The sequence below is a fragment of the Amycolatopsis sp. NPDC102522 genome (assembly GCF_055584485.1).
Genome location: NZ_JBVJLY010000034.1, coordinates 52,764 through 71,607, shown reverse-complemented (window position 1 = coordinate 71,607; position 18,844 = coordinate 52,764). Strand labels below are relative to the sequence as shown.

At 70.2% G+C, this 18,844-nt stretch carries 22 protein-coding genes; 13 read left to right on the top strand and 9 right to left on the bottom strand.

Features of this window, described 5'->3' with window-relative positions:
* Nucleotides 1-153: 153 nt before the first annotated feature.
* Complete coding sequence (locus tag ACZ6YV_RS41790) at nucleotides 154-828, bottom strand: lysophospholipid acyltransferase family protein (protein ID WP_465514924.1); 675 nt, start codon at nucleotides 826-828, stop codon at nucleotides 154-156.
* Between the two features lie 51 nt (nucleotides 829-879).
* Here ACZ6YV_RS41790 and ACZ6YV_RS41785 point away from each other — a divergent pair, with 51 nt between their 5' ends.
* Nucleotides 880-1,785 (top strand): glucosyl-3-phosphoglycerate synthase, encoded by a 906-nt coding sequence (locus ACZ6YV_RS41785; protein ID WP_465514923.1) that lies wholly within the window; start codon nucleotides 880-882, stop codon nucleotides 1,783-1,785.
* Here the strand turns inward: ACZ6YV_RS41785 and cydC are convergent.
* From cydC to ACZ6YV_RS41765, 4 genes are read right to left on the bottom strand one after another with little or no spacing between them, the layout of a single operon-like run.
* Entirely contained in the window at nucleotides 1,771-3,324 is a 1,554-nt protein-coding gene (gene cydC, locus ACZ6YV_RS41780; protein ID WP_465514922.1) for a thiol reductant ABC exporter subunit CydC, read from the bottom strand. The two genes, ACZ6YV_RS41785 and cydC, sit on opposite strands and share 15 nt — an antisense overlap.
* Nucleotides 3,321-4,880, bottom strand: coding sequence for a thiol reductant ABC exporter subunit CydD (gene cydD, locus ACZ6YV_RS41775; protein ID WP_465514921.1), 1,560 nt, complete (start codon nucleotides 4,878-4,880; stop codon nucleotides 3,321-3,323). The genes cydC and cydD overlap by 4 nt, the downstream gene beginning before the upstream one ends.
* 9 nt (nucleotides 4,881-4,889) lie before the next feature.
* Nucleotides 4,890-5,882, bottom strand: coding sequence for a cytochrome d ubiquinol oxidase subunit II (locus ACZ6YV_RS41770; protein ID WP_465514920.1), 993 nt, complete (start codon nucleotides 5,880-5,882; stop codon nucleotides 4,890-4,892).
* Nucleotides 5,883-5,885: 3 nt separating this feature from the next.
* A complete protein-coding gene (locus ACZ6YV_RS41765; protein ID WP_465514919.1) occupies nucleotides 5,886-7,064 on the bottom strand; it encodes a cytochrome ubiquinol oxidase subunit I in 1,179 nt (392 codons plus the stop codon).
* 140 nt (nucleotides 7,065-7,204) lie between these two features.
* Between ACZ6YV_RS41765 and ACZ6YV_RS41760 the strand changes: the two genes are divergently transcribed.
* From ACZ6YV_RS41760 to ACZ6YV_RS41730, 7 genes are read left to right on the top strand one after another with little or no spacing between them, the layout of a single operon-like run.
* Entirely contained in the window at nucleotides 7,205-7,531 is a 327-nt protein-coding gene (locus ACZ6YV_RS41760) for a helix-turn-helix transcriptional regulator (protein ID WP_378240850.1), read from the top strand.
* A complete protein-coding gene (locus tag ACZ6YV_RS41755) occupies nucleotides 7,528-8,193 on the top strand; it encodes a permease prefix domain 1-containing protein (RefSeq protein WP_465514918.1) in 666 nt (221 codons plus the stop codon). The genes ACZ6YV_RS41760 and ACZ6YV_RS41755 overlap by 4 nt, the downstream gene beginning before the upstream one ends.
* On the top strand, nucleotides 8,190-8,846 hold the full coding sequence (locus ACZ6YV_RS41750) for a permease prefix domain 1-containing protein (RefSeq protein ID WP_465514917.1): 657 nt from the start codon (nucleotides 8,190-8,192) through the stop codon (nucleotides 8,844-8,846). Before ACZ6YV_RS41755 ends, ACZ6YV_RS41750 begins: the two co-directional genes overlap by 4 nt.
* The gene (locus tag ACZ6YV_RS41745; RefSeq protein WP_465514916.1) at nucleotides 8,843-9,517 is read left to right on the top strand and encodes a permease prefix domain 1-containing protein; all 675 of its coding nucleotides are present in this window, start codon (nucleotides 8,843-8,845) and stop codon (nucleotides 9,515-9,517) included. Before ACZ6YV_RS41750 ends, ACZ6YV_RS41745 begins: the two co-directional genes overlap by 4 nt.
* Complete coding sequence (locus ACZ6YV_RS41740; protein WP_378240854.1) at nucleotides 9,514-9,816, top strand: DivIVA domain-containing protein; 303 nt, start codon at nucleotides 9,514-9,516, stop codon at nucleotides 9,814-9,816. The genes ACZ6YV_RS41745 and ACZ6YV_RS41740 overlap by 4 nt, the downstream gene beginning before the upstream one ends.
* Nucleotides 9,813-10,262, top strand: coding sequence for an SRPBCC family protein (locus ACZ6YV_RS41735; protein ID WP_465514915.1), 450 nt, complete (start codon nucleotides 9,813-9,815; stop codon nucleotides 10,260-10,262). The genes ACZ6YV_RS41740 and ACZ6YV_RS41735 overlap by 4 nt, the downstream gene beginning before the upstream one ends.
* On the top strand, nucleotides 10,255-10,824 hold the full coding sequence (locus tag ACZ6YV_RS41730; protein WP_465514914.1) for a DNA-3-methyladenine glycosylase I: 570 nt from the start codon (nucleotides 10,255-10,257) through the stop codon (nucleotides 10,822-10,824). The genes ACZ6YV_RS41735 and ACZ6YV_RS41730 overlap by 8 nt, the downstream gene beginning before the upstream one ends.
* Before the next feature lie 180 nt (nucleotides 10,825-11,004).
* Here ACZ6YV_RS41730 and ACZ6YV_RS41725 read toward each other — a convergent pair whose 3' ends face one another.
* On the bottom strand, nucleotides 11,005-11,799 hold the full coding sequence (locus tag ACZ6YV_RS41725; protein ID WP_005155394.1) for an enoyl-CoA hydratase/isomerase family protein: 795 nt from the start codon (nucleotides 11,797-11,799) through the stop codon (nucleotides 11,005-11,007).
* A 194-nt stretch (nucleotides 11,800-11,993) separates the two neighbouring features.
* On the opposite strand from ACZ6YV_RS41725, the gene ACZ6YV_RS41720 reads away from it, so the two are divergent.
* Nucleotides 11,994-12,161 (top strand): DUF3117 domain-containing protein, encoded by a 168-nt coding sequence (locus ACZ6YV_RS41720; RefSeq protein ID WP_005155393.1) that lies wholly within the window; start codon nucleotides 11,994-11,996, stop codon nucleotides 12,159-12,161.
* Between the two features lie 90 nt (nucleotides 12,162-12,251).
* Entirely contained in the window at nucleotides 12,252-13,727 is a 1,476-nt protein-coding gene (locus ACZ6YV_RS41715) for a leucyl aminopeptidase family protein (RefSeq protein ID WP_465514913.1), read from the top strand.
* A gap of 7 nt (nucleotides 13,728-13,734) precedes the next feature.
* On the opposite strand, the gene ACZ6YV_RS41710 is transcribed toward ACZ6YV_RS41715, so the two are convergent.
* Entirely contained in the window at nucleotides 13,735-14,346 is a 612-nt protein-coding gene (locus tag ACZ6YV_RS41710) for a phosphatase PAP2 family protein (protein WP_465514912.1), read from the bottom strand.
* A gap of 70 nt (nucleotides 14,347-14,416) precedes the next feature.
* A complete protein-coding gene (locus ACZ6YV_RS41705) occupies nucleotides 14,417-15,301 on the bottom strand; it encodes a LysR family transcriptional regulator (RefSeq protein WP_465514911.1) in 885 nt (294 codons plus the stop codon).
* 105 nt (nucleotides 15,302-15,406) lie between these two features.
* On the opposite strand from ACZ6YV_RS41705, the gene ACZ6YV_RS41700 reads away from it, so the two are divergent.
* Nucleotides 15,407-16,666, top strand: coding sequence for an MFS transporter (locus ACZ6YV_RS41700; RefSeq protein ID WP_465514925.1), 1,260 nt, complete (start codon nucleotides 15,407-15,409; stop codon nucleotides 16,664-16,666).
* Between the two features lie 13 nt (nucleotides 16,667-16,679).
* Here the strand turns inward: ACZ6YV_RS41700 and ACZ6YV_RS41695 are convergent, their stop codons facing one another.
* Nucleotides 16,680-17,330: an O-methyltransferase gene (locus tag ACZ6YV_RS41695; RefSeq protein ID WP_465514910.1), complete on the bottom strand. Its 651-nt coding sequence runs from the start codon at nucleotides 17,328-17,330 to the stop codon at nucleotides 16,680-16,682.
* 179 nt (nucleotides 17,331-17,509) lie between these two features.
* Between ACZ6YV_RS41695 and sigE the strand changes: the two genes are divergently transcribed.
* Together sigE and ACZ6YV_RS41685 are read left to right on the top strand one after the other, a co-directional pair.
* On the top strand, nucleotides 17,510-18,130 hold the full coding sequence (gene sigE / locus ACZ6YV_RS41690; protein WP_378240684.1) for an RNA polymerase sigma factor SigE: 621 nt from the start codon (nucleotides 17,510-17,512) through the stop codon (nucleotides 18,128-18,130).
* Nucleotides 18,127-18,837, top strand: coding sequence for a zf-HC2 domain-containing protein (locus tag ACZ6YV_RS41685; protein WP_465514909.1), 711 nt, complete (start codon nucleotides 18,127-18,129; stop codon nucleotides 18,835-18,837). Before sigE ends, ACZ6YV_RS41685 begins: the two co-directional genes overlap by 4 nt.
* Nucleotides 18,838-18,844 lie beyond the last annotated feature (7 nt).

Sequence of the window (18,844 nt, the reverse complement as noted above, 5' to 3'; positions counted from 1 at the left end):
AGGCCAACGACCCGGTGTCGCGCAGAGTCACCGACACCGTCCACAAACACGCCAGGTTTGCCTTACCCCTCAATAACCCGAAACGCCACTCACGACCACCTGGACCGCGCGCGGGCAGCGGGGGAGCAGGGGACCTTTGCTATCGCCGAGGCGTCAGGCAGCGCTTTGATCAGGGCGTTTGTGGTACGAGTCGACGTACTCCTGCCCCGAGAGCTCCAGGATCGCGTACATGATCTCGTCGGTCACCGAGCGCCGGATCGCCGGCGACGAGTCCTGCCCCTCGTACCGCGAGAAGTCCAGAGGCTCGCCGTAGGTGACCGTGATCTTCGCGCGCCGCGGGATCCGCTTCCCCTCGGGCTGCAGGTCTTCGGTACCGGAAAGCGCGACGGGGACGACCTTCGCGCCGGTCGCCAGCGCCAGGGCCGCGACGCCGGTGTGGCCGCGGTGCAGTCGCCCGTCGAGCGAGCGGGTGCCTTCGGGATAAATCGCGAAAGCGCCGCCCGCGTCGAGCACCTTTCGGGCCGCTTCGAGCGCGGCGAGACCGGCCTGCGCGTTGCCGCGTTCCACCGGGACGTAGCCGAGGCCGCCCAGGAAACCCGCCATCATCTTGCCCCTGAGACCGCTGCCGGTGAAGTACTCCGCCTTGCCGAGGAACTTGACCGGCCGCATCGCCGTGAAAGTGATCACGCCGGTGTCCAGCGCCGCCCGGTGGTTGGGGGCGAGGAGTACCGGGCCGGTGGCGGGGATGTTCTCCACGCCGCGGATGTCGGGGCGGTACAGCGCCCTGACCAGCGGGCCCAGCACGAATCGGACGAGTAGCGGTAGCAAGGTTCCTCCATCGACAAGGTGTCGGTCTCCAGCATGGCACGATCACTACTCATGAGTTGGTTCGAGCGGCGCACGTGGCAGAACCCCGGTTGGACGCTCGACGACATCGTCGCTGCGAAGGGTGACCGGACGGTTTCGGTCGTGCTACCGGCACTCGACGAAGAGGACACCGTCGCCGACGTCGTCGGCACGGTCCGGCCGTTGCTGGGCACGGTCGTCGACGAGCTGGTCGTGATGGATTCCGGCTCCACCGACGCGACCGCCGAGCTCGCCGAACGCGCCGGCGCGCGGGTGGTGCACCGCGAGGACGTGCTCCCCGGGCTGCCGCCGGTGCCGGGCAAGGGCGAGGTGCTGTGGCGGTCGCTGGCCGCGACGACGGGTGACGTCGTCGTGTTCCTCGACTCCGACCTCGTCGACCCGGACCCGGCGTTCGTGCCGACACTGCTCGGGCCGCTGCTCTGCGAACAAGGCGTCCACCTGGTCAAGGGCTTCTACCGGCGCCCGCTGCGGCTGGAGAGCAGCGGCGGCGGCCGGGTCACCGAACTGCTGGCGCGACCGGTCCTCTCGGCGCTGCGCCCGTCGCTGTCGGCACTCATCCAGCCCCTGGGCGGCGAGTACGCCGCGACGCGCGAGTTCCTCGAGTCAGTGCCCTTCGCGGCCGGGTATGGCGTCGAGATCGGGCTCATCCTCGACGCCGAAGCGCGCTACGGCCTTGAAGGGCTTGCGCAGGTAAACCTCGGCGTACGCAAGCATCGCAACCGTTCGCTGCTTCAGCTGGGCGTGATGGCGCGGCAGATCCTCGGGACGGCGCTCGCGCGCTGCGGGATCAAGTCCGACGACCCGGCCCAGCTCACCCAGTTCGTGCAGGCAGAGGACGAATGGCTGCCGGAAGTCGCCGAGGTGTCGATCAGCGACAGGCCGCCGATGCGGGAAATCCGCGGCTTAACCGAGTCGTAGGACCTCGTCGAAGCCAGCCACCTGCGACTCGCGATGGGTCACCAAGACGACGGTGCCGCGAGTGGCCGCGAGGACTTCCGCCAGGACTGCGTCGCCGTGCTCCGGGTCCAGCCCCTCGACGGGCTCGTCCAGCACCAGGACCGGCGGATCCGAGAGCACTGCTCTCGCGAGGATGAGCCGCTGGCGCTGCCCGCCTGACAGCACGTCGCCGTCAGAGCCGACTTCGCGGTCCAGCGGCAGGTCGAAACCGGCCGTTTCGCACGCCGAAAGCAGTTCGGCGTCCGAAGAGCCGGGCTTCGCGAGCAGCAGGTTCTCGCGGACCGTCGTGTGGAAGACGTGCGCGTCCGCGAGCGCGCCGGAGACCACCGTGGGCAGCAGTGCCGGGTCGTACTCGTCGAGAGCGCGACCGTTGAGCGAAGCCCGGCCGGAAGTCGGCGCCACGGAACCGAGCAGGACGTTCAGCACCGTCGTCTTCCCCGCGCCGCTCCGCCCCAGGATCCCGATCCGCTTGCCCGGCGGCAGGTCCAGGTCGACGCCGTCCAGCACCGGAGCCCGGCCTTCGAAGACCACGCCGACCCCCTCCAGCCGCAGGTGCCCCGGCTCGGGTACCGCCGTCCCGCGCGCGGGCGGCGGCTCGGCCAGCAGCGCGCGCACCCGGTCCGCCGACGCCCGGACCTCGACCCAGCGCTGCGCGGCCGCGGTCAGCGGCAGGACCAGCTCGAACACGGCCAGCGCGCCCAGGGCCAGTGCCGCCGTCACCGGCGGTGAAACCCCGGCTGTCAGCGCGATCGTGACGCAGGTCGGCAACTGGACGAGCATCCCGGCCGCGGTCAGCAGGCTGGTCCGGTTCGCCGTCGCCCGGTCCCGCACGGCGAGCGCGTCGACAGCGGTGTGCGCGGCGTCCACAGTGGACTCATGGACACCGTAGGCGATCAGCTCCCGGCGCCCGGTGATCAGCTCGACAGACCGTTCGGCGAGGTCGGCCCGTGCCGGAGCGCTCTTCTCCGCCGCCGCACGCGTGATCCGCACGCACAGCCACGGCAGCCCGACCCCCGCGAGGGCGAGCCCGAAAGCGAGCACCACACCGGCAAGGGGACTGACGACGAGCGCGACCGCGGTCGACACCGCGCCCACGAAAGCCGCGACCCCGGCGGGCAGCAGGCAGCGCAGGATCGCGTCCTGCACGGCGTCCACATCGGACACCAGGCGCGTGACGAGATCGCCGCCGGAATGCCGGGAAACCCGGTGCGGCAGCAGCGACGTGTACACGCGGGTCCGCAGGGCGCCGAGATAGCGCAGGACGACCTCGTGCCCGGCGAGCCGTTCCGCGTAGCGCAGCCCGCCGCGTAGCAGCGCCAGCGTCCGGACGGCGACGATCGCCACCGTGAGCGAAGCCAGCGGCGGCTGTTCGGCCGCCTTGAGCAGCAGCCACGCGGCGGTGGCCATCAGCGCCAGCCCGGCCAGCTCCGCGCCTGCCGCGATCAGCCCGGCGCGGACCAGCCGGACGACGTCCTTTGTGGACACACCCCAGACGTTCACACCAGTTCCCGTTCTTTCAAGGCGCCCTTGCGGACTTCGATGACGCGGGTGGCCAGCTCGGCCATCGCGGGCCGGTGGGCCACGAGCACCGCGGTCCGGCCGGTGAGCAGTTCGCGGGTCGCGCCGAGCACGACCGCTTCGGTCCGCGCGTCGAGCCGCGCGGTCGGTTCGTCGAGCAACGCCAGGCCCGCTTCCGTGCGGGCCAGCGCCCTGGCGAGGCCGAGCCGTTGCCGCTGCCCGGCGGAAAGTGGCGCGCCCAGTTCCCCGATCCGCGTCCGGTAACCGTCGGGAAGACCGTGCACGACCTCGTCGAACGCCGCCGCGCGGGCCGCCGCCTGGACGTCCGGCACTCCGCCCATGGCGATGTTCTCCTCGACGGTCCCGGTGAACAGTGTCGGCCGCTGCGGCACCCACGCCGCCCCGGCCCGCCACGCGGCCGGATCCAGTTCACGCAGGTCGACGCCGTCGACGAGGACCCGGCCGGACGTCGGCGTGACGAAGCCCAGCAGGACAGCCAGCAGCGTGCTCTTCCCGGAACCGCTGGGACCGACGAGCGCGACGTGCTCGCCGGCCTCGATCGTCATGTCCACTTCGGACAGGACGACCTCGTCGCCGTACGCGACACTCACCTTTTCCAGCTCGATCCGCGGCGCACCACGGCGGGCCACCCGCGAACCGCGGACGACGTCGTCCGACGGGACGGCCAGCGCCTCCCGCAGCGTGGCGAGCCCTTCCGCGCTGGCGTGGAACTTCGCCCCGGCCGCCCGCAGCGGCAGGTACGCCTCGGGGGCGAGTAACAGCACCAGGACAGCGGTGTGCAAGACCATTCCGCCCTCCAACAGGCGGAAACCGATCGGCACCGCCACGAGCGCCACCGAAAGCGTCGCCACCAGTTCCAGCACCAGCGCGGACAGGAACGCGACCCGCAGCGTGCGCATCGTCGCGTCCGTATGCGCGTCCGCCATCGCCCGCACCGTCTTGGCCTGCGCCTCGGCGCGACCGAACACCTTGAGCGTGCCGAGCCCGCGCACGACGTCGAGAAAATGCCCGCCCAGCCGGGAAAGCAGCCGCCACTGCTTGGCCGTTTTCGCCTTCGTGTGCTGCCCGACCAGGATCGCGAACACCGGGATCAGCGGCAGCGTCGCGGTGATGATCAACGCCGACGAAAGATCCGCGGCGAACAGTCGGACGACCACCGCGACAGGCACGATCGCCGACAGCACCAGCGTCGGCAGATAGCCGGTCAGGTAGGCGTCGCTCGCGTCGATCCCCTTGGTCACCAAGGTCGCGACCTCGCCGGGGTTCGCCGCTTCCGTGCCGAGAAGCCGTTTGCGCAGCTTGGCTTTGACCGTCGCCGCGAACCGGCCGCCGAGGGAACCTTGGACGCCCGCGAGCGCCACCCGGACCGCGATCGCCGCAGCGAGGGTCCAGGTTACGCCGCCGCCGGTGAGCAGCGTCGCGAGACCGTCCGCCTGGACGAGGATCGCGACGGCGGTCAGTGTTCCGAGGAGGCCCAGGACGCCGAAATGGCGCCGCAGTCCGGGAAGGGGTGGCATCACAGGCTCCTAGAAGTGCAGCAGCGAACGCTGGTCGACCCGGCCGTCGTGCCTGCGCCAGGTCACCCACTGCACGGCGGCGATCGCCACCAGCGCGGGAGGCAGGACGTAGGTGAGCAGACCGAGCATTTCGGTGGTGGTGGCCGCTTCCGCCAGGCTCAGGGAGAACCCACCGTCCACAGAGGACGTCAACGCGTCCGGCAGGCGCAGGGTCCCGACGGCCAGCACCGGCGACGCGGACAGGACCATCGTGGCGATCAGCGCCGCCTTGTGCCGTCCCGTGCGCAGGGCCGCGAACGCGGCGCCCAACGCGCCGAACGCCAGCACGATCGCGGGCAGGACGGACCACGACGCGGTGGTCTCGAAGGCGCCCCAGCCGACAGCCACCACCAGGAACGCGAGCGCGGGCGCGAGCAGCGCCTTGGCGATCCGGTTCGCGCGGGCGGTGAATTCGGCGGGCGCCCGCACGGCCAGGAAGGCCGCGCCCTGCAAGGCGAACAGCGCGACGAACCCGGCACCCCAGAGCAGCGCGTACGGATCGAAGACGGCGAGGACGTCACCGGCCGGCTTCCCGGAAGCGTCGAGCGGGAGGCCGAGGACGAGATTGCCGAGGAACACACCCCACGACACCGCCGTCACCCACGCGCCGACGGTGATCCCGAGCGTCCAGGCGCCGCGGCCCGCGTCCGGCCGCCTGCTGCGCAACTGCACCGCCGCGGTGAACGTGACCAGCCCGAGCAGCAGGGCGACGACCGGGAGGTACGCCCCGGAGAACACTTTCCCTTCCAGATGGGGGAAAGCGCCGAACAGAACGCCGACTGCGGCCACCAGCCAGACCTCGTTGGCCAGGAAGAACGGGCCGAAGGCGCCGAGCACACGCCGTCGCCCGGCCTCGTCACGGCTGAGCCTGCCGAGCAGCATCCCGACGCCGTAGTCGTAGCCTGCCAGCGCGAAATAGCCCGAGATCAGGAAGCCGAGCACACACCACCAGAGGATCACCATCGGTCAGACTCCGCTCAGGACGGGAAGTTCGGGGCGAGGCGCGGGCGCCTCTTCTTCGGGTTCCGGGCCGCGTTTGGCGACCCGTGACATCAGCACCCAGTCGGCGATCGCGAGCACCGCGAACAGCACCGTGAAAGCGATGAAGGAGAACAAGATCTGTCCCGCCGGGATCGACGCGACGGCGTCGGCGGTCCTCAGGTGGCCGCGGATCAGCCACGGCTGACGGCCGATCTCCCGCACCAGCCAGCCGGAGATCGCGGCGAAGAACGGCAGCGGGATCGCCAGCACCATCACGTACAGCAGTGGCCGCACCTTGGTGATCCAGTTCCGGAACAGCAGCAGCGTGCCGAGGATCGAGGCGAGGAAGGCGACGAACCCGATCTGGATCATGAGCCCCAGCGGGGCGCCGACCAGCGGTTCGGGTGATGCGAGCTTGTCGGGGTGGTACTCCCCGAGCGGGCCGAACTGCGCGAAGCCGAAGCCGATCACCATCGCGCTGCCCAGCAGCGAGGCGAGCACGCCGACTCGCATCGACCGCCGGAAGAACTCGATCTCCTTGGTGCGCTTGATGAAGTGATACGCGCTGACCCCGACCACGAAGAAGCCGCCGGTCATGAGCGCCGCGCTCAGCACGTGCGGCAGCGACATCGCCAGCGCCGGGTTGGTGAACAGCGCGCCGAAGTCGTCGAGTTTCAGTACGCCGTTCTCGGCATGGGTGCCGACCGGGTTCTGCAGGAACGAGTTCGCCACCATGATGAACAGCGCCGAGGCGTACGCGGTCAGCGTGACCAGCCAGATCAGCGTCAGGTGGACCCATTTGTTCATCCTCGAGAAGCCGAAGATCCACAGCCCCAGGAAGGTCGACTCGGCGAAGAACGCCACCAGCGTCTCGATGGCCAGCGGCGCGCCGAAGACGTCGCCCGCGACCGCGGACAGACCCGTCCAGGTCAGTCCGAACTGGAATTCCATCACGATTCCGGTGACGATTCCCAGCGCGTAATTGATCACGTACAGCTTGCCCCAGAAGCGCGTCATCCGCGTCAGTTCCGGCTTGCCGCCGAGCGCGGAGCGTGTCTGCATCACCGCGACGAGTGTCACGAGCCCCAGTGTGAGCAGCACGAACAGGAAGTGGAACGAGGTCGTCGTCGCGAACTGGAGTCTCGCGATCGGGAGTGCGTCCATGTCGAGGCACTGTATACGTAGTCTGGCTACATGTAGCCACGAAATCTATGAAATCGGGGCGATCTCGGGGTAATTCCCTGAGGTGACCGGTGGAAAGACCTGACTACCCTGTGAGTCGGCGATGTGTAGACTGTCTATCTATGAAGGCCGACAGCCTGCGCGGGCACCTCGACGCGTTGCTTCTCGCCGTCCTCGACGGCCGGAAGCTCCACGGGTACGCCATCATCGAGGCGCTCCAGCTCCGCAGTGACGGTGCGCTCGACCTGCCGACGGGCACCGTCTACCCGGCGCTTCGCCGGTTGGAGCGCGCCGGGTTCCTCGCCAGCGAATGGGATGTCGTGTCCGGCCGCAAACGTCGTACGTACAAGCTCACCCGCTCCGGGCAGAAGGCCCTGTCGGCGGAGCGGGCGGAGTGGCAGGAGTTCACCACCGTGATCGGCGGTGTCCTCGGGGGGAGCACGGCATGAGCGCGATCGAGGCCTACATAGGCGGCCTGGACAGACGGTTGAGCGGGTCGGCGGGGGCCAAGACTGATCTGCTCACCGAGGCCAGGGACGGTCTGACCGACGCGGCCGAGGCGTATCTCGAAGGCGGTGCCGAGGAAGCGGAAGCCGAACGCCGGGCCGTCGCGGACTTCGGTCCCGCCGCCGTGATCGCCCGCGAGTACCAGGCCGAACTGGCGTTGCGCGGCGACATCGGCACCCTGTGGAAGGTCATCGTCGGTGTCCCGCTGTTCCAGGTGGCCTGGGAACTGGCGCGGGTCTGGACCTACGGGGACTGGGGAAACCTGAACAAGCCGACCCCGGACTGGTACTTCTCCGTCGTCGGCCTGTCCGGCTTTTTCGTCGTGGTCTCGCCCGTGATCGGCGCGGCCGCGCTGCTGGGCACCCGTCTGCTGGGACGCAGGCTCGACGGCACGCGACTGGCGGGCTTCGCGCGCTGGACCGTGGCGGCCGCGGCGATCGCGAACCTGGTGGCGATGCTCCTGCTCGCCCTCGGCACGGCGGTCCTCGACCCGTCCAGGATGAACATGAGCCTGTCGTGCAATGTGCTGTCCATCGGCTGGGCGGCGTTCAGCTTCTGGCTGCTCTCGCCGGCCTTCCGGTCCCGTTCCCTGGTCACCGCATGAGCGCCATCGAGGCCTACGTCGGCGACCTGGGCAGGCGGCTGAGCGGGTCGGCGAGTGCGAAAGCCGATCTCCTCACCGAGGCCAGGGACGGTCTGCACGACGCGGCCGAGGCCTACCGCGCGGGCGGTGTCACCGAACACGACGCCGAACACCGTGCCGTCGCCGACTTCGGTCCGGCAGACCTGATCGCCCGTGACTACCAGGCCGAACTGGGGCTGCGGCGCGACATCCGCGTCCTGTGGGAGCTGATCGTCGGTGTCCCGCTGCTGATCCTCGCCTGGGATCTCGCGCGGGTGCTGAGCTCCGGGGACTGGACACGGTTGGGTCAGCCGCCATCCTGGTACTACCGCGCGATCGGCACGGCCGACACGCTGGCCGCGCTGTCCCCGGTGGTCGCCGTCGGCGGGGTGATCGTCGCCCGGCTGCTCTCGCGTCGCCGGGAAGGGCCGTTCGTCGCTCGCGTGGTCTCGTGGTCGCTGGCCGGCGCGCTGGGGTTGAACCTGCTCGCGGTCGCGACGTACGGCGGAGCGACCGGGTTGCTGGAGCCCGCCCGCCTGTTCGTCAGCGTGCCTTGCGCGGCCCTGTCCGGAACATGGATCTTGTTCAGCACGCGGCTCACGGTCGTCGCGCGGAGTTGGAGAACCACGGCATGACGGTGATCGAGGCCTACCTCGGCGAGCTGCGCACGCGGCTGGACGGCCCCGTGACGGCGAAGCGGGATCTGCTGCGCGAGGCACGGGACGGGCTCAACGACGCCGCCGACGCCTACCGCGACGGCGGCTGGAGCGAACACGACGCGCAGCGGCGCGCCGTCGAAGACTTCGGGCCGGTGCAGCTGATCGCGCGGGACTATCAGGCCGAACTGGGGATGCACGCCGGGACCCGCACCCTCTGGAAACTGATCCTCGGCGTGCCGCTGATGCAGCTGGCCTGGGAGTTCGCCCGCAAGTGGACCTTCGGCGACTGGTCGCGGCTCACGACGCCCACCCCGTCCTGGTACCACTACGTCGCCCAGTTCACCCACGCCTCGGTCTACGTCGTGCCGGTGCTGGGGGTGTTCGCGCTCCTCTGCATGCGACGGCTCTCCCGGCGGATGGACAGCGTCCGGCTGGTGAAGACCACCGGCGTGCTGATCGGCGAGGCCGTCGGGCTGAACCTGCTTTCGGTCGCCCTGATGGTGTTCGCCACCGGGATCCTGGACGCGTCGCGGCTGTTCCTGTCCGTGCCGTGCGGGATCCTGATGATTTTCTGGGCGGTGCTCAGCGTGCGACTCGCGTTGCTGGCGCGACGATCGTGGCGTTCGTGTGCCACGATCGTGGCGTGACGACCGCCCTGATCTATCTCGTAGTCATGCTGCTGGTGGCCGCGGTGGTGTTTCTGCTGGCCGCCGTGGTGTTCGGCCGGGGTGAGGAGCTCGCCCCGCTGCCGCCCGGCAGTTCGCCGACCAGGCTGCCCGCCGAGGACATCACCGCCGAGGACGTCCACGCCGTCCGCTACCAGATGGTGCTGCGCGGCTACAAGATGTCCGAAGTGGACTGGGTGATGCGGCGGCTCGGCGTCGAGATCGAGGACCTGCGCGCCAAGGTGGCCGAGCTGGAGGCTGAGCGCGAGGGCGCCAGGTGACCGATGTCGTCGTCTCCGTCGACGTCGCGGTGCCGGCCGGGACGGCTTGGCTCGCCCTGACCGACTGGGAACGCCAGGGTGAATGGATGCTCGGCACCGAGGTCAAGGTCGTCGAGGGCAACGGGCGCAGTGTGGGCTCGAAGCTTTCGGCGTTCACCGGCATCGCCGGGATCGGGTTCACCGACACCATGGAGATCACCAGCTGGGAGCCACCGCTGCGGTGCGTCGTGAAGCACCTCGGCAAGATCGTGCAGGGCACCGGGGTGTTCCAGGTGATCGAGAAGGGGCCGCATTCTTCGACGTTCGTCTGGGCGGAGCATCTGCGGCCGCCGTTCGGCGTCGTCGGACGGCTCGGCTGGCCGGTCGCGAAACCGGGTTTCGAACTGGGACTGCGGCTGTGCCTGCAGAAATTCGTGAAGTACGCGGAGGGGTATCGGGTTGGCTGAGGCGGGGCTGCTGGGCACGGACGGGATCAAGCGGTGCTCATGGGGCAACTCGGCCCCGGACTACGTGGCGTACCACGACACCGAATGGGGCGTCCCGCTCCACGGTGACGAGGAGCTGTACGAGCGCTTGTGCCTGGAGTCGTTCCAGTCCGGGCTTTCCTGGATCACGATCCTGCGGAAGCGGGAGTCGTTCCGGAAGGCGTTCGCCGGCTTCGTGCCGGAGAAGGTCGCCGTCTTCACCGACGGCGACGTTTCCCGTCTCATGGAAGACGCGTCGATCGTGCGGAACCGGGCGAAGATCCTGGCGGCGATCAACAACGCGCGGGCGATCTCGGAACTCGACGGCTCGCTCGACGACCTGCTGTGGTCGTTCGCGCCTTCTTCGCATGCCCGTCCGCGGCGGATGGCGGACGTCCCGGCCATCACCGACGAGTCGAAGGCGATGGCGAAGGAACTCAAGAAGCGCGGCTTCGTATTCCTCGGCCCGACGACGTGTTACGCGCTGATGCAGGCGACGGGGATGGTCGACGACCACGTGAAGGACTGCTTCCGGGCCGCTTAGACCGCGTGGTGTAGGCGACGGGGATCAGGCCCACCCCGAGAGAGCACCCGCCTTCGCCGCAGCCGACGTCGCTAAAGCCACGCGGCACTACAGGGCCGTCAAAAGGCGCAAGTGAGCACTGGGTCTCGTGAGTGGTAACTGTCGTTAGAACGACACTCACCACTCACGAGACCTCAAGCGCTACTTGCCCTGGAAGGTCGGCTTGCGCTTGCCCACGAACGCTTCGACGGCTTCGGTGTGGTCGGCGGTCGCGCCCAGCGCGGACTGCGCGGCGTCCTCGGCGTCCAGCGCCTCTTCGAGCGAGGACTCGGCGGCCACGGACAGGACGTTCTTGATCTTCGCGTACGCGACCGTCGGGCCGGCCGCGAGCTTCGCGGCGACCTTCTGCGCGCGGGCGGCCAGTTCCTCGTCCGGGACGACCTCGCTGACCAGACCGAGCGTCAGCGCTTCGGCCGCGTCGACAGTGCGCGCCAGCAGCATCAGTTCGGCCGCGCGGCCGAGACCGATCAGCCGCTGCAGCGTCCACGACGCGCCCGAGTCCGGGCCGAGGCCGACGTTCGCGAACGCCATCAGGAAGTTCGCCGACGTCGCCGCGATCCGGAGGTCGCTCGCGTAGGCGAAGGCGGCGCCCGCGCCGGCCGCGGGGCCGTTCACCGCGGCGATGACCGGCTTCGGCATCCCGACGATGGTCTTGACGATCGGGTTGTAGTGCTCCTTGACCGTGTGTAGCGGCGCCGGGTCACCCGCCTGCAGGAGTCCGACGTGCTCCTTCAGATCCTGCCCGGCGCAGAACGCCTTGCCCGAACCGGTCAGGACGACCGCGCGGACACTGTCGTCGGCCGCGGCCTCGGTCAGGCCCGCCAGCAGCAGTTCCTTGAGTTCGACGGTCAGCGAGTTGTACGCCTGGGGCCGGTTCAGCGTGAAGGTGCGCACGCCATCGGCGTCGGCGGTCAGCAGAACGTCGGATGTGGTCACGGGATCTCCTAGTCGGCGAAACTGCGGTCTGAGAGGAGTCTTTCAGCCTCGCGAGCCGCATACCAGCACCGATACGGCGGCAAAAGATCGGTCCGCGTTCGCGCTCGGCCGCTGATGAGGGACAATGGACAGTAGACCCGGCTGGCTTTGACGAGCGCGACCCGGGCGCGCGGTTGAGACGGAGGGAGCACGCTATGGCGGCCATGAAGCCCCGGACCGGAGATGGTCCCCTCGAAGTGACTAAGGAGGGGCGGGGCCTCGTGATGCGCGTACCACTGGAAGGTGGTGGGCGCCTCGTCGTCGAACTCTCCGCGGAAGAAGCGAAGGATCTCGGCGCGGCCTTGCAGGAGGTCACCGGCTGAGCCGGACCGCACCAACGTTCAACCACCCGCACCCCGGTCTCCCTTCGGAGGCCGGGGTCGCGGTTCATCTGCGCCCGGAGGTCGCTCACTGTGCGTAACCCGCTACCCCCCGTTCCGGGGAAGCTGCTCGAACTCGAGGTCTCGGACGACCTGCGGCGCGGTACGCCGCTGGCCACGCTGATCGCGGTGCCGTCCGAAGAGGACGGTGACGCCGGACTCGCGGAGATCGGCGGTGTGCGGCCCTCCGGCAAGGCCGGCGACGTGCAGACCGTGCCGACCGGCGGCACCCGCTGGCTGGCAGGCGTCGGCGACGGCGAACCGCGGCAGTACCGCAAGGCCGGTGCCGCGCTGGTCCGCGCCGTCTCGGCGGCGCTGGACGAAGACGTCAAGGCGGGGCAGAAGGCGTTCCGCACCTTCGCCGTCGAACTGCCCGAAGACGCGGGCGCCGAGCACATCGAGGAGCTCGCGTTCGGGCTGCTGCTCGGCGGCTACCGGTTCACGGTGACGGCCGAGGAGCCGAAGCCGGGCCTGCGGGCCGTGCGGTTGCTCACTCGCTACGAACGCGCCGTGCCCGCGTACGAGAAGGCGCTGGAGCGGATCCGCGAACTCGCCGCGGCCGCCGCGTTCGCGCGCGATCTGGCGAACACGCCGTCGAACATCAAGACCCCCGCCTGGCTCGCCGACACGGCCGCGCGGGTGTCCGGCGGCATCCCGAACCTGACCGTGACGGCCAGGGACGAGAAGTGGCTGGCCGAACAGGGCTTCGGCGGCGTCCTCGCCGTCGGTGGCGGTTCGGCCGCGCCGCCGCGGCTGATCGAACTGGAGTACCGGCCGCGTGGGGCGACGACGCATCTGTTGCTGGTCGGCAAGGGCATCACCTTCGACACCGGCGGCCTTTCGATCAAACCGGCCGACGGCATGCACCTCATGCGCACCGACATGGCGGGCGGTGCGGCGATCATCGCCGCCGTCCGCGCGATCGCCGCGCTGCGCCTGCCGGTCAAGGTGACCGGGCTGGTCCCCGCCGCCGAGAACCACGTGTCCGGTTCGTCGTACCGGCCCGGCGACATCGTCCGGCACTACGGCGGCAAGACGACCGAAGTGGGCAACACCGACGCCGAGGGCCGCATGGTCCTGGCCGACGCGCTCGCCTACGGCATCAAGAAGCACAAGCCGGACGCCGTGATCGACGCGGCGACGCTGACCGGCGCCATGAAGGTCTCTCTCGGCGTCCGGACCGGCGGCGTGTTCGCCACCGACGACGCGCTCGCGGAGCGGGTCACGAAGGCGGGCGAGCGGGTCGGCGAGGCTTGGTGGCGGATGCCGCTGCTGGAGGACCTGGCAGAGACCGTGCAGGGTTCGCTCGGCGACATCCGGCAGGCGCCCGGCGGCCCCGGCGGCATCGTCGCGGCGCTGTTCCTGCGGGAGTTCGTCGGCGACGTGCCGTGGGCGCATCTCGACATCGCCGGCCCCGCGCGGGCCGACAAGACCTACGCCGACGTCGTGCCGGGAGCCACCGGTTTCGCGGCGCGGACGCTGGTCGAACTGGTCGCCTCCTACGCCTGACCTGCGGTTACCTGCGGGGCGGGAGCAAGGGACCTTTGCTATCGCCCCGCAGCGGCACCCGCGGCATGGGCTGGGTCGGCGCGTCTCCGGCATGGGCGGTGAGCCGCCGGGCGAGCTTGGTCGCGGGGCCTGACAGGTACCGGAACACGAGCCACGCCGTCACAGCGCCGAGGACGAGTCCGGTGAGAACGTCGTGCGGGTAATGCGCGCCGACGAAGACCCGCGAGAAGCCCATCAGTAGCGCGCCCGGGATTACCCACGGCGCGAGTCGCCGCCAGGCGAGTGCCAGTCCGACGGCGGCCGCCGCGGCGATCGTGGAGTGGTTGCTCGGGAAGGACCAGTCGCCGGTCGGCGGGCACGCGACGAGCGTGACGAGGTGCCGGCACGGCCGGTCTTCCTGGATCACGCTCTTCACCGCTTCGCTGATCAGGTACGCGATCGCGGTCGCGGCGGGCGGCAGCAGTGCCGTGGCCAGCCGGACGGGCGAAGCGCGGGCCCGCCAGATCATCCACACGAAGAGCGCGGCGAAGGCGAGCAGTCCTGCTTCGGTGAACAGGACGCCGACCGCCTGGAGCCAACCAGGGCTCGCGCCCGCCAACCCCACGATGTCGTCGTACATTCACCCGAAGTTAGCGAAAAACACGGGTCCGCCACAGTGGACGAACGGTAGGGACCGACCCTGACGATCGTCACCAGTGTTGCGCGCGAACCCGCTCCCGGAACCGCAGGACCGCGGGCGGCAGGACGACGTCCTTGCGCCACGCCAGCCCGATGGTCCGCCCGACCGGCGGCACCAGCGGGACTTCGGCGACACCCGCCGGGCTGCCGGGCTCGAACCGGGGGAGCAGCGCCACCCCGAGCCCGGCCGCGACGAGCCCTCGGACGGTGTCGGACTCCTGGCCCTCGAAGGCGATCTTCGGTTCGAAGCCGGCCGCGGCGCACAGTTCGTCGGTGATGGTGCGGAGGCCGTAGCCGGTTTCGAGGAGGACGAATTCCTCGTCCTTGAGATCCTCGATGGCGGCGCTGGGCCGGTCGGCGAGGCGATGCGACGTCGGGACGGAGAGGAAGATCTCCTGCTCGGCGAGCACGGCCGTGTCTAGCAGCGGGTCGTCGACGGGCGCGGGCGCGAGCAGCGCGAGGTCGAGTTCGCCGCTGGTCAGCCTGTCGACCATGTCCTGCCGTGAGCCCTGGATCAGGGTGAACCGGACTCCCGGATGGTCCGCGCGGTAGCCGCGCAGCAGGGTGGGGACCAGCGACCGGCCGAGCAGATGCAGGAAGCCGAGGACGACGTGCCCGGATCCGGGGTCGACCTCTTCGCGGGCTTGGCGGACTCCGGCGTCGACGGCGGCGAGGGCGCGTTCGGCGGCGTCGGCCAGCAGTTCGGCGGCCCGGGTGAGCCGGATGCCGCGGCCGTCGGGGACCGTCAAAGGGGCGCCGAGTGCCTCGCCGAGCGCCGAGATCCGGCGGCTCACCGTGGGCTGGGGGACGCCGAGCAGTTCGGCCGCGCGTGTGACGTTCGTCGTGCGGCGGAGTGCGGTCAGCAGCGCGAGCTGGGGGGCTAGCTGGGCGGTCATCCTTTCATTCAGCACAGTATCGATTGTGGCAGATGATCGTATTAGACGTATTGGTTAGCCAGGCTTAGCTTCAGGATCGTGTCTGCCACCGGAACCACCCGCCGGGTGACGATCGCCGTCGCCGCGGCCGGGATCTCCTCGTTCGCCCTGCTCTACGCGCCGCAGTCGGTGCTGCCGCAGCTGGCCGAGCAGTACCACCTCGATCCCGGTGGCGCTTCGCTCGCGGTGAGCGTCGCGACCGGCGCGCTCGCGATCGCCGTGCTGCCGATCGCGGCGCTTTCCGAGGTCGTGGGACGGCGTCCGGTGATCATCGCCTCGGTGGTCGCGTCGGTCGTGTTCGGTTTCCTGCTGCCGCTGGCGCCGAGCTATCCGGCGCTGCTCGTGCTGCGGGCGCTGCAGGGGGTCGCCATCGCGGGGTTCCCCGGAGTGGCCGCGGCCTACCTCGCGGAACGGCTGGGCAAGGCCGGGCTCGCGGCGGCGGTCGGCGCGATGATCGCCGGGAACACCGTCGGCGGCATGATCGGACGGCTCGCGACCGGGTTCACCGCCGGTCCGTTCGGGTACCACGGCGCGCTGATCGTCGTCGCGGTGATCGGGCTGGTCTGCGCGGTGGTCACGGTGCTGGCCCTGCCGCCGGGGGAGCAAGGGACCTTTGCTCTCACTTCGGTGGATCGTCGCAGGTCAGAGCGGTTGCGTGAGCAGGGTCGGGCGGTGCTGGCGGGCCTCGGCGCGGCGGTGCGGAAGCCGGTCCTGCTGGTCCAGTACGCGGTCGCGCTGCTGGCGATGGGGTCGTTCGTCGCGCTGTACAACGCCGCCGGGTTCCGCCTGACCGGCGAGCCGCTGAACCTCTCGCCCGCGATCGCGTCGCTCGTCTTCCTCGCCTACGCGATGGGCTCGGTCTCGTCGGCGACCGCGGGCAAGGTCGTCGGCCGGTTCGGCCGTCGCCGGTCACTCACCGGCGCGTTGCTGCTCACGATCGCCGGCGCCGCGCTGACGCTGTCCGACTCGCTGCCCATGGTCATCGCCGGGTTCGTGGTGCTGACCGGCGGGTTCTTCGCCGCGCACGCCGTCGCCAACGGCTGGGCCGCCGCGGAGGCGCCCGAGAACGCCCGAGGCCAGGTGGGCGGGCTCTACACGCTTTCGTACTACCTCGGCAGCAGCATCGGCGGCGCCGTCGGAGCGACCGTCTACGGACACGCGGGCTGGACCTGGCTGATCGTGCTTACCGCGGGCTGGCTGGCGCTCGCCGCGGCCGCCGTGGTGGCCGGGACGCGGCTGAAGGGGACTTTCCCCGCATCTCACGTGGTGAAAGCGTCCTTCGCCACGTCAGATGGGGCGAAGGCGTCCTTCAGCCCCCGGCGATAGCAAAGGTCCCTTGCTACGCGATCGCGGCGACCAGCAGCCCGCCGCCCACCGGCAGCAGCGCCGGGACCAGCCGGTCGTCCTCCCGGAAGGCCCGCGCGACCTCGCGCAGCGCGAGGGTGTCCGGATCGCGTCGTGAGGGATCGGTCACCCTGGCGCCGGAGACGTTGTGGAACGCCAGTATCCCGCCGGGCCGGAGCAGCGCGACGGCCTTCTCGTAGCAACTCGGGTACTCGACCGGCGCCGAATCGACGAACACCAGGTCGTAGCCGCCGGGGGTGAGCCGGGGGAGGACGTCGAGCGCGCGGCCCATGATCAGTCGGGTCCGCCCCGGCGGGTAGCCGGCCTCCCGGAACGCCGACCGGGCCGCCCGGTGGTACTCGGGCTCGATGTCGATCGAAGTGAGGATCCCGTCGTCGACCATGCCCCTGAGCAGGCACAATCCGCTCACGCCTGCCCCGGTCCCGACCTCGACGACGGCCTTCGCCCGCAGCGTCGTGGTGAGAAAACGCAGAGTCGCACCCGCGCCCGCGCTCAGCGGACCGCATCCCAGATCGGCCGACCGCGCCCGCGCGGTGGCCAGAACCTCGTCGTCGGGGAGGTACCCGTCGACGAGGTCGGCGTCGGCGGCCTCGGCAGGGGAGCCCGCATGCGTCCCGGAATTCACACGCGGAGGTTAGCGCTGCCTATCACCAAAAGAGCAGAAGACTCCCTGGTACCGACTTCTCAGCCTCTTCTCAGTCCAGTCTCACTAGAAACATAAGCAGGCCGGACAGACTGGGTCTCGACAACGGGAACACCGTGCACATCGCCCGCGTTGGGTGGAGTAGTTGGGAGAAGACGCTGATGGAGGTGCCTACTTCCCCGATGCAGGACACGATGCAAGACCAGCACGCGGACCAGGTCACACCGGTGACGGTGGACGAGGCCGCATGGACGCCACCCTCGTGGGACGAGGTCGTGCGTGAGCACGCCGACCGCGTCTACCGGCTGGCGTACCGCCTGACCGGTAACGCCCACGACGCCGAGGACCTGACGCAGGAGACCTTCATCCGGGTCTTCCGCTCCCTCGCGTCCTACAAGCCCGGCACGTTCGAGGGCTGGCTGCACCGCATCACCACGAACCTCTTCCTCGACATGGCCCGCCGCCGCTCGCGAGTGCGGATGGAAGGCCTCCCCGAGGACACCGACCGCATCGTCGGTGACGACCCGAGCCCCGAGCAGGTCTACACGGACACCCATCTCGACCCGGACCTGCAGGCCGCGCTCGACGAGTTGCCGCCCGAGTTCCGTGCCGCGGTCGTGCTGTGCGACGTCGAAGGCCTCTCGTACGAGGAGATCGGTGCCACTCTCGGTGTCAAGCTCGGCACCGTGCGCAGCCGGATCCACCGCGGTCGCCAGGCACTTCGTGCATCTTTGGAGCGTCGTCGCGCCGAGGCGCGGGAGTCTGCGAAGGTGGGGGTATGACCGCACCGCGAGGCTGGGGACTCCCCGAGTCGCATCTGCTTCCGGACGCCATCGTCGCCTTCGTGGACGGCGAGCTGTCCCTCGGCGCTCAGGACAGGGCCTCGGCGCATATCGCCCGTTGCCGGTCCTGCGCGGGCGACGTCGCCGCGCAGCGTCAGGCCGTCGCGGCCGTGAAGCAGGCCGGAGCCCCGTCGATGTCGGCGGGTTTCCTGGCCAGCCTGTGCTCCATCCCGCAGAACACCGAACTTCCCGGCACGCCGGACAACCTGGCGATGACGGCGGACGGCCAGCTGGTGGCCATCCAGCGGCCCGACAGGGTCGCCGGCCTTCGTGACACCGGAGTGCTGGGCGGCACGACGCCGTTGGGATCGGGGACAACGCCGTTGGGATCATCGGCGCCCCTGGGCCAGTCTCCGAACGTTCTCGGCGGCGGGCGGTTCGGCCTCGCCCGGCGGAAGTACGCGCAGGGCGCCGGAGTCGTCGTTTCGGGTCTGGTGCTGAGCGCCCTGGCCCTGGTGGCGACCTCGGGTGACGGCACCGAAGACCAGCCGAACACGGGTTTCGTGCCGCCGCAGGGCGTCAACGCCGGCCTGCTGCCCGCGCAGCTGGGTGGCGCCAAGCCGGAACCGTCGCCCAGCCCGAGCTTCAGCCCCACCCCGAGCCCGACGAGCACGTCGAGCTTGCCCGTACCCGTGTCGGCCCGCTGATCTGCTT

Coding starts and splice junctions, on each gene's coding strand:
- ACZ6YV_RS41785 (WP_465514923.1), top strand. CDS start 880: ATGAGTTGGTTCGAGCGGCGCACGTGGCAGAACCCCGGTTGGACGCTC.
- cydD (WP_465514921.1), bottom strand. CDS start 4,880: ATGCCACCCCTTCCCGGACTGCGGCGCCATTTCGGCGTCCTGGGCCTC.
- ACZ6YV_RS41770 (WP_465514920.1), bottom strand. CDS start 5,882: ATGGTGATCCTCTGGTGGTGTGTGCTCGGCTTCCTGATCTCGGGCTAT.
- ACZ6YV_RS41765 (WP_465514919.1), bottom strand. CDS start 7,064: ATGGACGCACTCCCGATCGCGAGACTCCAGTTCGCGACGACGACCTCG.
- ACZ6YV_RS41760 (WP_378240850.1), top strand. CDS start 7,205: ATGAAGGCCGACAGCCTGCGCGGGCACCTCGACGCGTTGCTTCTCGCC.
- ACZ6YV_RS41755 (WP_465514918.1), top strand. CDS start 7,528: ATGAGCGCGATCGAGGCCTACATAGGCGGCCTGGACAGACGGTTGAGC.
- ACZ6YV_RS41750 (WP_465514917.1), top strand. CDS start 8,190: ATGAGCGCCATCGAGGCCTACGTCGGCGACCTGGGCAGGCGGCTGAGC.
- ACZ6YV_RS41745 (WP_465514916.1), top strand. CDS start 8,843: ATGACGGTGATCGAGGCCTACCTCGGCGAGCTGCGCACGCGGCTGGAC.
- ACZ6YV_RS41720 (WP_005155393.1), top strand. CDS start 11,994: ATGGCGGCCATGAAGCCCCGGACCGGAGATGGTCCCCTCGAAGTGACT.
- ACZ6YV_RS41710 (WP_465514912.1), bottom strand. CDS start 14,346: ATGTACGACGACATCGTGGGGTTGGCGGGCGCGAGCCCTGGTTGGCTC.
- ACZ6YV_RS41705 (WP_465514911.1), bottom strand. CDS start 15,301: ATGACCGCCCAGCTAGCCCCCCAGCTCGCGCTGCTGACCGCACTCCGC.
- sigE (WP_378240684.1), top strand. CDS start 17,510: ATGGAGGTGCCTACTTCCCCGATGCAGGACACGATGCAAGACCAGCAC.
- ACZ6YV_RS41685 (WP_465514909.1), top strand. CDS start 18,127: ATGACCGCACCGCGAGGCTGGGGACTCCCCGAGTCGCATCTGCTTCCG.